Below are 13,738 nucleotides of genomic sequence, written 5' to 3' on the forward strand. Positions count from 1 at the left end.
CGTGTGGGGGAGATGTCCGGCAGGACAGAGGGGGGCTCTGTCCCCCTGCCTATCGCAATCCGGGAGCAATGCTTGTCCGCCGTTGAGCCCACCGCATCATCGCCCCCGCTCCTTTCCGTCGAAGGCGTGACCAAGCATTTTTCCGGCGTCACCGCGCTCATCGACGTTTCGCTCGAGGTGCGGCCCAGTGAGATCCTTGGCCTGCTCGGCGAGAACGGCGCCGGCAAGTCGACGCTGTTGAAAATCCTGTCCGGCGTGATGCCGCCGTCAAGCGGCCGCATCGTCTTCGACGGCGCCGACTACGCGCCGTCCAGTCCGCAGGATGCGAAGCGGCATGGCATCGTCACCATCTATCAGGAACTGAGCCTGATCCCGACGCTGACGGTTGCGGAAAACATTTTCATCGGCCGCGCGCCGCTCGGGCCGCTCGGGCTGGTCAGCTGGCGCAGGATGGAGGACGCCTCGCGCGCGATCATCGCCCGCGTCGGTCTCGACATCGATCCGGCGACGCCGGTGTCCTCGCTGTCGGTAGCCGAACAGCAGCTGGTCGAAATCGCCCGCGCTCTGTCGCTGGAAAGCCGCCTGATCATCATGGACGAGCCGACCTCGGCGCTGACCGAGACCGAGGTGCAGAAACTGATGTCGATCATGGACAGGCTGCGCAAGGACGGTGTCGCCATCATGTTCGTCACCCACCGGCTGGAAGAAGCGTCCGCCATTTGCGACCGCATGACCGTGCTGCGGGACGGCAGGCTGGCCGGTCATCTCGACCGCGACGGCCGGCCCATCCAGATTCCGAAGATCATCGAGAAGATGGTCGGCCGCGCCGCCTCCGAACTCTACGCGCGGCCGACGCAGCGCGACGTCGCCGGCGAGGTCCGGCTCTCGGTGCGAGGCTTGCGAACGGTGCGCGATCCGCTGGCGCCGCACGCCATCGTGCTCGAAGGCGTCGACCTCGATGTGAAGGCCGGCGAAATCCTCGGCGTTGCCGGTCTCGTCGGTTCCGGCCGCACCGAGCTTGCCCGCGCCATTTTCGGCGCCGACCGCATCGCGGCGGGTAATATCACGCTGGACGGCAAGCCGATCGCCCCGGCCTCCCCCGCCGACGCCATCAAACTCGGCATCGGGCTGGTGCCGGAAGACCGCAAGCACCAGGCGATTTTTGCAGCACTTGGCATTCTCAACAATTTCTCCATCGCCTCGCTCGGCCGCTACAGCAATGGCGCCGGCTTCATGGCCGAACGGCGCGAGCGCGAGGCGCTGGCCGGCTATCGCAAGGCACTGTCGATCCGCATGGCCTCTCCCGAGCAGGCGATCGAGGGCCTGTCCGGCGGCAATCAGCAAAAGGTGATCCTGGCCCGCTGGCTGGCGCGCGACCCGAAAGTACTGATCGTCGACGAGCCGACGCGCGGCGTCGATGTCGGCGCCAAGGCCGAAGTGCACCAGATCCTGGTCCAGTTGGCTGCGCGCGGCATCGCCATCATGATGATCTCGTCGGAGCTGCCGGAGGTGCTGGCAGTGTCGGATCGCATCGTTACGATGCGGCGCGGCCGTATCACTGGCGAAATGCCGGGCATCGAAGCGACCGAGGAAAAACTGATGGAACTGATGGCGCTCGACCGCAAGCAGGACGCAACGCAATGACCAGCACCACCGAACAGACCCAGCGCAGCGGCATCAACATCGCGCGGCTTCTGATGAGTTTTGGGCCGCTGATGTTCCTGGCGGTGTTGATCGTCATCTTCACCGTGCTGAAGCCGAGCTTCATCGATCCAATCAACCTGTTCAACATTTTGAGGCAGATCTCGATCACCGGGCTGATCGCGCTCGGCATGACCTTCGTCATCCTCACTGCCGGCATCGACCTGTCGGTCGGCTCACTGCTCGCCTTCTGCGGCATGGTGGCCGCGGTGGTGGCCAAGGGCGGCACCGCCAACACGCTGTCGCTGTCGACCACGGGCACGCAAGGCTATGGCTGGTTCGCCGCCTTGCTTGCCGCCGTCACCGTCGGGGCGCTGGCCGGCGGCGTCCAGGGCTTTGCCATCACCCGGCTGAAAGTGCCGCCCTTCGTCGTCACGCTGGGTGGGCTCACCGTGTTTCGCGGCCTGACGCTGACCATCTCCAATGGCGGACCGATCTCCGGTTTCGACGCCTCGATGCGCTGGTTCGGCACCGGGCTCATCGGACCGGTGCCGGTGCCGGCGATCATCTTCGCGGCGGCGGCCATCCTGTGCCACATCGTGCTGCGCTATACGCGCTATGGCCGCGCCGTCTATGCCGTCGGCGGCAATGCCGAGGCCGCACGCCTGTCGGGCCTGCGCGTCGACCGCATTCTGATCTCGGTCTATGTCATCGTCGGCTTCTTCGCCGGGCTGGCGGCCTTCGTTTTGTCAGCACGGCTCAACTCCTCCGAAGCCGTGGCCGGGATCGGTTACGAACTTACGGTGATTTCCGCCGTCGTCATCGGCGGCACCTCGCTATTCGGTGGCATCGGCTCGGTCGGCGGCACGGTGGTGGGCGCTGCACTGATCGGCGTGCTGCAGAACGGGCTGCAGTTCAACAATGTCTCGTCCTACACGCAAAGCATCGTCATTGGCCTGATCCTGATCCTGGCCGTGGCCTTCGATCGTTGGCTGAAGTCGCGGGTGAGGCGGTGAGGATTTAGGCCATGGTTCAGATCAGGGCGATGACCGAGAAAGATATAGCGGCGGTGTCGCGGCTGTTGGGGGAATCCTGGCGGCGCACCTATTCGGCAATAATGGGGCCAGAGACCACTGCGCGGCTCTCCGACGACAAGCATGCGCCCGAGCGGCTGGCCGAGGAACTTGCGGACGACAACAAGATGTCGTTCGTGGCCGAACGGCCGGACGGTTCGATCGCCGGCTACGCGATGGCGGCGATGGACGATCGTGGCGATGTCCTGCTCGACCGGCTGCACATCGACAAGACAGAGTTCGGCAGCGGGCTCGCCACCGACCTGCTGCACGCGGTGCTTGTCGCGCATGCCGGCATCCCCAGCATTGCGCTGGAAGTGATCGAGGGCAACGACCGGGCGATCGCCTTCTATCGCAAGCACGGTTTCGAAGTGGTCGAGCGCCACACGGCCGCGCACGGCGTTGGCGGCCACGCCTCGCTGATCATGCGCCGGCTGCTGTCGAGGGCGTAAGGGAATGGAATAGGCCGTAGGGAATAGGGGAATAAGGTGGCGCAGACCGATACCCTACGCCTACGGCCTACTGCGCCACCGCCTGGTGGCCGTCCTCGTCGTCCGGCATATCGAGGATTTCGATCAGCCGCGCCACCTTCGTTCCCGGCAAGGGGCGACCCTCGTTGACCAGCGCCTCGTCGGCACTGAGCCAGGCGAACGCCTCGCGCAGTTCTTCAAGGGTGGCGCCGGTCAGCGCGATGTCGGCTATGACCGCCTCGTCTACCGGCCCCAACACCGAAATGATGTCGTTGCGTGTCATGGTCACCTCCATGCTAAGTGCCGGCCGGTCGTCGAGATGACGCCGAGACCCGGCCATCCAGCCAACGGATTGCGAGTAAAAACCGCCGACAAAGCAGAATCTGGGTCTTCTTTTCGACTAAGCAAGGTGAACGCGCGCGCCTTTTGCCGTCAAGCAGCCGAGTGCGGATCGATGCTGTAGAGATGCACGGGATAGCCGGGACCGATGGCGTCGCGCACCCGGTCCGTCCAGGCGAGGACCGCCGGATAAGCCGCCAGCGCAAAGCCGCAATCTTCGGCACGGTGGCCGTAGGCATAGACAGCAATGTCGGCGATGGTGAGCGTGTCGCCGACAAGGAACGGCGTGTCGTTCAGGCTGCGCTCCAGCGCTGCCAGCGTGCGGGCGCCGGCTTCGCGCTTGGCCGGAACCATCGCCTGGTTGCGCTCCAGCCTTCCGGCCAGCGTCCAGAAGCGCAGGGAGCCGATGACCGGCTCGACATGGTACTGTTCGAAGAACAGCCATTGCATAATTTTCGCGCTGACATAGCGATCCGCCGGCAGCAAGGGCGTGCCTTCGGCGAGATAAATGAGGATCGCATTCGATTCGGCGATCGCACGGCCATCCTCGAGTTCGAGCACAGGAACGGCGCCGGCCGGGTTGAGCTTCAGGAAGGCGTCGGTGTGGCTCTCGCCCTCGAAAATCGACACCAGGCGGCTTTCATAGGGAATGTTGAGCAGGCCGAGCACGACCCTCGCCTTCCAAACGTTTTGCGACGGCAAATAATCATGAAGCGTGAGCATGGCTGTCCTTTCGCTGCGGTCGACGCCTGTTTTGCACGGTGCCACGATCCCAGCCACCCGAATCCTGCAATGTGTACGCGCGGAAACAGATAAACTATACGCATGTAGAGTTTTATTGACTTCGCTGTATGTGCGATTTACCCGATAAACATTTGCGTCGGATAACTGCGCGGGCAAGCAATCAGTTTGCGTGTGAGAGGAATCGCAAGCATGAGCCTTTCGCGCCGAAGCGAGATCGCCGCCGAGGGCGTGGGGCCAACGATTGTCGCCGGCGAAATCCTGGTCGAGATCATGGCGACGGAACTGGGTTTCGGCTTCCTCGAGCCGCAGTCGCTTGTCGGGCCATTCCCCAGCGGTGCGCCGGCGATCTTCATCGATCAGGTCGCCCGGCTGGGAGGCGGCGCCGGCATTATCGGCTGCGTCGGCCGCGACGATTTCGGCACGCTCAACCTGGACAGGCTGGAGCTCGACGGCGTCGACGTCTCAGCCGTCGATATCAGCGACCGCTTCCCGACGGGATGCGCCTTCGTGCGCTACCGGCCCGATGGTATCAGGGACTTCGTCTACAACATCGCCGAATCCGCCGCCGGGCAGATCCACCTGACCACTGCTGCGCGCCTGCTGGCGGACAGGGCCGGCCATCTGCATATCATGGGATCGACGCTGTCGGTGGCAGGGCTGAAGGAGATCGTCAGCTACGCAGTGCAGGCGGTTCGTGCCCGCGGCGGCTCGACCTCATTCGACCCGAATGTGCGCAAGGAGCTGATCGACGGCTCCGACGGCGCACTGTTTTCCGCACTCATCGACGATGCCGACCTGCTGCTGCCGTCCGGCGACGAATTGCTCGCTACGGCGGGCGTCGATGACGAGCATCAGGCGGTGGCGGCGCTGTTTGCCAGGGGCGTCGGCGAGATCGTGCTGAAGCGCGGTGCTGACGGCTCTTCCTGGTTCGGCGCCGAGGGCGCCAGGACCGACTGCGCCGGTTTTCAGGTCGAGGAAGTCGACCCGACGGGCGCCGGCGATTGTTTCGGCGCCACCTACCTGACCTGCCGCCGCCAGGGGATGGAGCCCGGCAAGGCGCTGCTTTATGCCAATGCCGCCGGCGCCCGCAACGTCACCCGGCGCGGCCCGATGGAAGGCACCGCCGGCTTCGATGCGCTTGACCAATTCATCAAGGGAACAGCGAGACGGACATGAGCGCCAACCCGCTTGCAGGCCTCGCCAGCGCGCGCAAAAACGGCTCGCCCTACGGCATCACCTCGATCTGCTCCGCGCATCCGCTGGTGATCCAGACGGCGATCAGGCGCGCCGTTGCCGACAGGGAGAAAAACCTGCTGATTGAGGCAACCTGCAATCAGGTCAACCAGTTCGGCGGCTATACCGGAATGACCCCGGCGCTGTTCGTCGCCTTCGTGCTGGAGATCGCCTGCCGCGAGGGGCTGGAAGCCTCGCGCATCATCTTCGGCGGCGATCATCTGGGACCGAACCCGTGGCGCGCAGAGCCGGCGGCGCAGGCGATGGACAAGGCCGAGGCCATGGTCGGCGCCTATATCGCGGCCGGCTTCACCAAGATCCATCTCGACGCATCGATGGGCTGCGCCGGCGAGCCGGCGGCGCTTGACGACGAGACCATCGCCACCCGGGCGGCGCGGCTGGCAAAGGCGGCCGAAACGGGCGCGCACGCCGCAGGCAGCACCTTGCCGGTCTACATCATCGGCACCGAAGTTCCCGCCCCCGGCGGCGTCGACCATGCGATCAGCGAGTTGAAGCCGACCGAGGCGGCGGCGGCGAGGCGCACGATCGAGGTTCACCGGGAGATCTTTGCCCGCGAAGGCCTGACCGAGGCGTTCGGCCGCGTCATGGCCGTGGTGGTGCAGCCGGGCGTGGAATTCGGCAGCCAGAACGTCGTCGCCTACGCGCCCGAGAAATCCAAGGGCCTGACCGGCTTGCTCGATGAGCAGCCGTCGCTCGTCTACGAGGCGCATTCGACCGACTACCAGAGCCGTGCGGCTTTGACCGCGCTGGTCGCAAACGGCTTTCCCATCCTCAAGGTCGGCCCCGGCCTGACCTTCGCCTTGCGCGAGGCGCTTTACGGGCTCGACCTGATAGCATCCGAAATGGCCAGGGACTATGGCGACCGGTCGCTCGCCCGGACCATGGAAGGCGCGATGCTGGCAGCACCCGGCCATTGGCACAGCCACTATCACGGCAACGAAGCAGAGCTCTATGTGCAGCGGCATTACAGCTACAGCGACCGCATCCGCTATTATTGGAGCAACCCCACCGCTGTCGCGGCCGTCGAGCGCCTGCGCAAGGCGCTGGACGGGGTCGCCATTCCCGAAACGCTGATGCGGCAATTCCTGCCGGCGCTGCCGGCCGAACTCGGGTCGGCGGGCAATCCCGAGGCTATCCTTCTCGAAGCTGTCGATCAGGTGCTGGCCGACTATGACGCGGCCTGCCGTGGGACCTGAGTGCATTTGCGCCGGGTTGATCTTTGCCTCAGCCCAGTGTCTCTGACGTTTCCATGAAACCAGCCATGTTCTTTCTCCTGTTCGCGGCCTCTCTGCTGGCGTCGCCGGCACGCGCCGACTGGAAGCCGGTCGAAAAGGTCGAGACCTACGCCATCGCAGGGCGGACCGGCCCGGAACTCTATGCCGCGATCGGCGAAGCCGGCCCCTTGCTCGGCAAGGGCCGGGTCATCGCGCACACCAATTTCAAGCTGACCTGGACCAGGGACTACAGGCCGAAAGGCGACGCCTGCGAGCTGGTGTCGGCGCGGCCGAAACTGATCATCACCTACACCTTGCCGAAGCCGGCCGAACCGTTGCCGGCTTCCGTCCAGAAGAACTGGACGGTGTTCATCGCCGGGCTCGCCGCCCACGAGAGAGTGCATGGCGCAGCCATCGCCGAGATGGTGCGCAAGATCGAGGCGGTGAGCGTCGGCCTGACCGTTACTGATGACCCCGGCTGCAGCAAGATCAGAACCGAGCTGACGAGGCAACTCGCCCAGATCTCGCTGGCACAGCGGCAGGCGAGCCGCGACTTCGACCGAGTCGAATTCGGCCCCGGCGGAAACCTGCAGAAGCTGGTGCTGGCTTTTGTGAATGGGAGGTAGTTTGCCGGTGTGCCGGTCATAGCGCCGAGTGTTCCGAACGACAAGAGTACCGGCCGCATGGCCGCTTTACAGGCAGGCTTGGTAGCGCTACCGTCTGATTGTCGCGCGACCTGTTCGGGGAATGGGAGACGGTCGCGAGGCGGGAGAGGAGCGGTTTCCTTCGGGGCGTCGCAAGAAGCATTCGGGAGGAGATCGATGGCGTCTGTCGCGATCGGCGACGTTTACAAATCGTTCGGGACCGTCGAGGTCCTGCATGGCGTCAGTGTGGATATCGATGACGGCGAATTCGTCACGCTGGTCGGCCCGTCGGGTTGCGGAAAATCGACCCTTCTCAGGATGATCGCCGGCCTGGAAAAGATTTCTCGGGGCGAGATCGCCATCGGGGATCGGGTCGTCAACAACGTTGCCCCGAAAGAGCGCGACGTTGCCATGGTGTTCCAGAACTACGCGCTCTACCCGCACATGACGGTCGCCGAGAACATGGCGTTCTCGCTCATGCTCAAAGGTGTTTCGAAGGCCGATTGCGCTACCAGCATTCAGCGCGCCGCCGAAATCCTCGGGCTGGTGCCATTGCTGACGCGATATCCGCGCCAACTTTCCGGCGGCCAGCGCCAGCGCGTCGCCATGGGCCGGGCGATCGTGCGCGATCCACAGGTTTTCCTGTTCGACGAACCGCTCTCCAATCTCGACGCCAAGCTCAGGGTGCAGATGCGCGCCGAGATCAAGGAACTGCACCAGCGGCTCAAGACGACGACAGTCTATGTCACCCACGACCAGATCGAGGCCATGACCATGGCCGACAAGATCGTCGTCATGCATGACGGCATCGTCGAACAGATCGGACCGCCGCTGGAGCTCTACGACAGGCCCAACAATCTCTTCGTCGCCAGTTTCATCGGCTCGCCCGCCATGAACCTGATCAAGGGCGAGATCGTCACCGACGGGTCTCCGTCCTTTCGCGGCGCCGGGGGAATTTCCGTGCCGCTGGCCGGCGCGCCGGCCGTTGGCAACGGTCATCCGGTGGTGCTGGGAATACGGCCCGAGCATTTGCGGCTATCGTCAGACCAAGGCATTCCATCACCGTCGCGGTGGTCGAGCCGACCGGGTCGGAAGTGCAGATCATCGGCCGCACCGCCGGCGGCGACGAGATCGTCGCCAATTTCCGCGAACGCCATGCCTTCACACCGGGCGAATCCATACGGCTCTCTGCCGCGCCTGGCCTGATTCATCTCTTTGACGGCAAGACTGGAACACGATTTGAAACGCGTAACGGATGGTAAGGACCGCATAGCAAGGAAGATAAACCGGAGGAGACGACCATGAAATTCACGAGACGCGATGTAATCCGCACGACCGCAGGTGCCGCGGCGGGAGCTCTGGGAAGCCGGTTCGTCGGCTCGCCGGCTTTTGCCCAGGAGGGCTTGAAATACAAGCCCGAGGAAGGCGCAAAGCTGCGGCTGCTGCGCTGGTCGCCCTTCGTCAAGGGCGATGAGGATCAATGGCTGGCCAACACCAAGCGCTTCACCGAGGCGACAGGTGTCGAGGTTCGTGTCGACAAGGAAAGCTGGGAGGACATTCGCCCCAAGGCAGCGGTCGCCGCCAATGTCGGTTCCGGCCCGGACCTCATGTTCGTCTGGTTCGACGACCCGCATCAATATCCAGACAAGCTGCACGACGTGACCGAGCTCGGCGAGTATCTGGGCTCGAAATATGGCGGCTGGCACGACGGACCAAAGCAATATGCGACGCGGGACGGCAAGTTCGTCGGCCTGCCGCTGGCCACGATCGGCAATGCCATCGTCTATCGCGAAAGCTGGGTGAAGGAGGCCGGCTTCTCCGAATTTCCGAAGGACACGGCAGGCTTCCTCGAGCTTTGCAAGGCGTTGCAGGCGAAGGGACATCCGGCCGGCTTCACGCACGGCCACGGCGTCGGCGACGGCAACAATTACGCGCACTGGCTGCTGTGGAGCCATGGCGGCCAGATGGTCGACGAGAGCGGCAAGGTGGCGATCAACAGCCCCGAGACGCTAAAGGCGATCGGATACGCGCAGGAACTCTACAAGACCTTCATTCCCGGGACCGAAAGCTGGCTCGACGTCAATAACAACCGCGCCTTCCTGGCCGGCGAACTCGGCGTCATCGCCAACGGCATTTCCGCCTACAATACGGCCAAGATCAACAAGGACAACGATCCGAAGCTGGCTGAGATCGCCAAGGACATCCGCACCACCAACCTGCCGATCGGTCCCGTCGGGAAATCGGTCGAACTGTTCCAGGTGACCACCGCCGTCATCTTCAACTACACGCCCTACCCCAATGCGGCCAAGGCCTATCTGCAGTTCATGTTCGAGGATCCGCAGATGACCGACTGGATCACCTCCTCGGCGGGCTATTGCTGCCAGACGCTGAAGGCCTTCGACAACAATCCAGTGTGGACGGCCGACCCGAACAATGCCGCCTATGCCAAGGCCTCGGCGACGCTGCGCCCCAACGGCTATGCCGGGCCGCTCGGCTATGCCTCGGCGGCGACCATGGCCGACTATGTCCTGGTCGACATGTTCGCCAAGGCGGTGACCGGCCAGGCGACGCCGCAGGAGGCGATGGAGGAGGCGGAGAAGCGCGCCAACCGCTACTACCGCGTTTGATCACGGCACCGCCGGGCAGCGTCTAGTGCGCTGCCCGGCCCGTCGCACAATCCCATGGCGGCCGTTGACGCCGTGACCTGATTCCCCGATGAGGAGCCCTTCATGGCCGTGCCGTCCGTTGCCGCCCAGCCGCGTCCGTCGATGCTTTCGCGGATCTCCGAAAGCCGCAACGCGCTGGGCTTCGGCTTCATGCTGCCGGCGGCGGCGCTGCTGCTGGTCTTCCTGACCTATCCGCTCGGGCTGGGCGTCTGGCTCGGCTTCACCGATGCCCGTATCGGCCGCCCCGGCATCTTCATTGGCACCGAGAACTATCAGTATCTGTGGAGTGACGCCGTCTTCTGGCTGTCCGTCTTCAACACCTTGCTCTACACGGTCAGCGCCTCGATCCTGAAGTTCGTGCTCGGCCTGTGGCTGGCGCTCATTCTCAATGAAAACCTGCCGTTCAAATCGTTCTTCCGCGCGATAGTCCTGCTGCCTTGGGTGGTGCCCACCGTACTGTCAGCCATCGCCTTCTGGTGGATCTACGATTCGCAGTTCTCCATCCTGTCCTGGGCGCTGCAGCAAATGGGCCTGATCGACCACCGCATCAATTTCCTCGGCGATCCGGAGAATGCGCGCGCTTCGGTTATCGCCGCCAACGTCTGGCGCGGCATTCCTTTCGTCGCCATCACGCTGCTCGCCGGCCTGCAGACCATTCCGCAGTCGCTCTACGAGGCGGCCACGCTCGACGGCGCCAGTCGCTGGCAGTTGTTTCGTTATGTGACTCTGCCGCTGCTGACGCCGATCATCGCCATCACCATGACCTTCTCGGTGCTTTTCACCTTCACCGATTTCCAGCTGATCTACGTGCTGACCCGGGGCGGACCGGTGAATGCCACGCATCTGATGGCGACATTGTCTTTCCAGCGCGGCATTTCCGGCGGCCAGCTTGGCGAGGGCGCGGCCATCGCGGTGGCCATGATCCCGTTCCTGCTGGCGGCGATCCTGTTCAGCTATTTCGGCCTGCAACGCCGCAAATGGCAACAAGGCGGCGGAGACTGACATGGTCAAGACGGCCGCGACAAGGAAGGCGAAACGTGGGGATATCGACGAAGGCGGCATGGGCTACCTGCAGAGCCTGCCGCGCCGCGTGGTGACGGTCTATCTGCCGCTGCTGGTGTTCGTCTTCGTGCTGTTGTTTCCGTTTTACTGGATGACGATCACGGCGGTTAAGCCCAATCTCGAGATGACCGACTATGCGCAGTTCAATCCGTTCTGGGTGGTGCATCCGACATTGGAGCACATCCGCTATCTCCTGTTCGAGACCTCCTATCCGGGCTGGCTGCTCAACACGATCATCATCTCGACCGCCGCCACGTTCCTGTCGCTGCTGGCGTCGGTGTTCGCCGCCTATGCGATCGAGCGGTTGCGCTTCTCCGGGGCGCGGCAGGTCGGCCTCGGCATCTTCCTCGCCTATCTGGTGCCGCCCTCGATCCTGTTCATTCCGCTGTCGGTGATGGTGTTCAACCTCGGGCTCTACGACACGCCCTTCGCGCTCATCCTTACCTATCCGACCTTCCTGGTGCCGTTCTGCACGTGGCTGTTGATGGGTTACTTCCGCTCCATCCCGTTCGAACTGGAAGAATGCGCGCTGATAGACGGAGCGAGCCGGTGGCAGATCCTCACCAAGATCGTGCTGCCGCTGTCGGTGCCCGGCCTGATCTCCGCCGGCATATTCGCCTTCACCCTGTCATGGAACGAGTTCATCTATGCGCTGACATTCATCCAGTCCTCGGAAAACAAGACCGTGCCGGTGGGTGTGCTGACCGAGTTGGTGCGCTCCGACGTCTACGAATGGGGGGCGCTGATGGCGGGAGCGCTGATCGGCTCGCTGCCGGTGGTGGTGCTCTATTCGTTCTTCGTCGAGCACTATGTCTCGTCGATGACCGGCGCGGTGAAGGAGTGACGCGCCGGCTCACGCGAGGCGACCGGCGCGGTCAGATCGCGCCGATGATGCCGCCGTCGACGCGGATGTTCTGGCCGGTAATGTAGCCCGCACCTTCGGAAGCGAGGAAGGCGATGGTCGCGGCAATTTCCTCCGAGGTGCCGTAGCGCTGCATCGGCACGCTGTCGCGGCGCTCCTCGGTGGCCGGCAGGCTGTCGATCCAGCCGGGCAGCACATTGTTCATGCGCACATTGTCGGCGGCGTAGGTGTTGGCGAAGATCTTGGTGTAGGCGGCAAGACCGGCGCGGAACACGGCGGATGTCGGGAACATCGGGCTCGGCTCGACCACCCAGGCGGTCGAGATGTTGATGATGGCGCCGGCCTTCTGCTTGACCATCTGCGGCGCCACGATGCGCACCGGCCGGATGACGTTCATCAGATAGACGTCGAGACCGGTGTGCCACTGCTCGTCGGTGATTTCGAGGATCGGCGCGCGTGGCCCGTGGCCGCCGCTGTTGACCAGCACGTCGATGCGGCCGAAGCGCTCGAGCGTCAGGTCGGCGAGCCGCTGCAGATCGTCATTCGACTGGTTGGAGCCGGTGACGCCGAGGCCGCCAATCTCCTTGGCCAGAGCCTCGCCCTTACCGGAGGACGACAGGATCGCGACCTTGAACCCGTCCGCCGCCAGCCGCTTGGCCGCCGCCGCGCCCATACCGCTGCCACCCGCGACGACGACTGCCACTTTTTCTACACTCATTTTTCTCTCCTTGGGGTTTTGCGGCGTGTGTCTCGCGACTTCAAAGGATGATATAGCCGGTCTTGCCATCTGGTTCGAACCAGAAAGCCTGAAATCAAGCTGTAGAAAAACTCCTGCATGCCCGAAGCCTTCCTGAGCCTGCCGCCGTTGAATGCGCTGCGTGCCTTCGAAGCCGCCGCGCGTCATCTCAACTTCCGCATCGCCGCGCAGGAGCTGAACGTGACGCAAGGGGCGGTGGCGCAGCATATACGCGGGCTGGAGGCCGATCTCGGCACAAAACTCTTCGACCGGCTGCCGCGCGGCCTGGCGCTGACCGATGAGGGCCGCGCCTATATGCCCAACATCCGCCGCGCCTTCGAGCTGATCTCGGAGGCCACCTTGCTGCTGCGGCCCGAACCGGCGCGGCTGACGATCAGCGTCACGCCGAGCTTTGCCACCAAATGGCTGATCCCGAAACTGCCGGAGTTCGTCGCGCACAACCCGCTCGTCGATCTGCGAATCCTGGCCAGCGAAAACCTGTCGAGTTTTCAGGCCGACGGCGTCGACATTGCGGTCAGGCAAGGCCGCCCGCCCTTCGGCGCCGGCCTGATGGTCGACCTGTTGTTCCCACAGCAGATCGTCGCCATCTGCAGCCCTGCCCTGCTGCCTACCGAGGCGAACGAGATCGCGACGGCCGATATCCAGCATCATGTCCTGTTGCACGACGCGCACAATCTGTGGCCGGAATTCATGGAGAGAGCGCTCGGCCTGAGGATGGCCACCGGGGCCAAACGCATGCGCTTCAACCAGACAGGCCTAGCCATCGACGCCGCCATTGCCGGCCAAGGCATCGCACTGGCCAGCCGTTTCCTCGTCGCTGCCGACATTGCCGCCGGCCGGCTGGTGCAGCCGATCAACGCGGAGATGCGTGGGACGCACGATTTCTATGTCGTGATGCCGCGCAAGCAACGGCACCCAGAACCGACGCAAGCCGTGCGGCAATGGCTGCTGGATGAGGGCGATGCGGCGCGGCTGTGATAGATAGCCGATCTCCCCGCAAGGCGGGAGATCC

General features: G+C 64.0%; 13 protein-coding genes and 1 pseudogene. 11 read left to right on the top strand and 3 right to left on the bottom strand.

The genetic code is table 11. From position 1 onward, the window contains the following. Positions 1-12: 12 nt before the first annotated feature. The 3 genes from NKJ75_RS26250 to NKJ75_RS26260 are packed head-to-tail and all read left to right on the top strand — an operon-like array spanning position 13 to position 3,166. A complete protein-coding gene (locus tag NKJ75_RS26250) occupies positions 13-1,644 on the top strand; it encodes a sugar ABC transporter ATP-binding protein (RefSeq protein WP_502903927.1) in 1,632 nt (543 codons plus the stop codon). Next, entirely contained in the window at positions 1,641-2,657 is a 1,017-nt protein-coding gene (locus tag NKJ75_RS26255) for an ABC transporter permease (RefSeq protein WP_023693787.1), read from the top strand. The genes NKJ75_RS26250 and NKJ75_RS26255 overlap by 4 nt, the downstream gene beginning before the upstream one ends. A gap of 11 nt (positions 2,658-2,668) precedes the next feature. Continuing rightward, positions 2,669-3,166, top strand: a complete 498-nt coding sequence (locus NKJ75_RS26260) for a GNAT family N-acetyltransferase (protein WP_023685888.1) — start codon at positions 2,669-2,671, stop codon at positions 3,164-3,166. A gap of 67 nt (positions 3,167-3,233) precedes the next feature. On the opposite strand, the gene NKJ75_RS26265 is transcribed toward NKJ75_RS26260, so the two are convergent. Together NKJ75_RS26265 and NKJ75_RS26270 are read right to left on the bottom strand one after the other, a co-directional pair. Next, positions 3,234-3,467: a hypothetical protein gene (locus NKJ75_RS26265; RefSeq protein ID WP_081726147.1), complete on the bottom strand. Its 234-nt coding sequence runs from the start codon at positions 3,465-3,467 to the stop codon at positions 3,234-3,236. A gap of 149 nt (positions 3,468-3,616) precedes the next feature. Then, a complete protein-coding gene (locus tag NKJ75_RS26270) occupies positions 3,617-4,246 on the bottom strand; it encodes a glutathione S-transferase family protein (RefSeq protein WP_023834505.1) in 630 nt (209 codons plus the stop codon). Positions 4,247-4,456: 210 nt separating this feature from the next. Between NKJ75_RS26270 and NKJ75_RS26275 the strand changes: the two genes are divergently transcribed. The 7 genes and pseudogenes from NKJ75_RS26275 (at position 4,457) to NKJ75_RS26305 (ending at position 11,951) form a co-directional block, all read left to right on the top strand. Beyond that, the gene (locus NKJ75_RS26275; RefSeq protein WP_023834506.1) at positions 4,457-5,443 is read left to right on the top strand and encodes a tagatose kinase; all 987 of its coding nucleotides are present in this window, start codon (positions 4,457-4,459) and stop codon (positions 5,441-5,443) included. Then, positions 5,440-6,717, top strand: a complete 1,278-nt coding sequence (locus NKJ75_RS26280; RefSeq protein WP_023743901.1) for a D-tagatose-bisphosphate aldolase, class II, non-catalytic subunit — start codon at positions 5,440-5,442, stop codon at positions 6,715-6,717. The genes NKJ75_RS26275 and NKJ75_RS26280 overlap by 4 nt, the downstream gene beginning before the upstream one ends. A gap of 53 nt (positions 6,718-6,770) precedes the next feature. After that, entirely contained in the window at positions 6,771-7,361 is a 591-nt protein-coding gene (locus NKJ75_RS26285) for a DUF922 domain-containing Zn-dependent protease (RefSeq protein WP_023743900.1), read from the top strand. A gap of 195 nt (positions 7,362-7,556) precedes the next feature. Further along, positions 7,557-8,641: pseudogene (locus tag NKJ75_RS26290) on the top strand (ABC transporter ATP-binding protein). A 39-nt stretch (positions 8,642-8,680) separates the two neighbouring features. After that, positions 8,681-10,006 (top strand): ABC transporter substrate-binding protein, encoded by a 1,326-nt coding sequence (locus NKJ75_RS26295; RefSeq protein WP_023693796.1) that lies wholly within the window; start codon positions 8,681-8,683, stop codon positions 10,004-10,006. A gap of 141 nt (positions 10,007-10,147) precedes the next feature. Next, positions 10,148-11,047, top strand: a complete 900-nt coding sequence (locus NKJ75_RS26300; protein WP_444849008.1) for a carbohydrate ABC transporter permease — start codon at positions 10,148-10,150, stop codon at positions 11,045-11,047. A gap of 1 nt (position 11,048) precedes the next feature. After that, positions 11,049-11,951 carry a carbohydrate ABC transporter permease gene (locus NKJ75_RS26305; protein WP_023673469.1) on the top strand — a complete coding sequence of 301 codons (903 nt, stop codon included), beginning with the start codon at positions 11,049-11,051 and terminating at the stop codon, positions 11,949-11,951. Between the two features lie 31 nt (positions 11,952-11,982). Here the strand turns inward: NKJ75_RS26305 and NKJ75_RS26310 are convergent, their stop codons facing one another. Beyond that, entirely contained in the window at positions 11,983-12,687 is a 705-nt protein-coding gene (locus tag NKJ75_RS26310) for an SDR family oxidoreductase (RefSeq protein ID WP_023715144.1), read from the bottom strand. Between the two features lie 117 nt (positions 12,688-12,804). On the opposite strand from NKJ75_RS26310, the gene gcvA reads away from it, so the two are divergent. Then, entirely contained in the window at positions 12,805-13,704 is a 900-nt protein-coding gene (gene gcvA, locus NKJ75_RS26315; RefSeq protein ID WP_023743899.1) for a transcriptional regulator GcvA, read from the top strand. Positions 13,705-13,738 lie beyond the last annotated feature (34 nt).

Source organism: Mesorhizobium sp. M0058, assembly GCF_040323095.1.
In the GTDB taxonomy this organism is placed as follows: Bacteria; Pseudomonadota; Alphaproteobacteria; order Rhizobiales; family Rhizobiaceae; genus Mesorhizobium.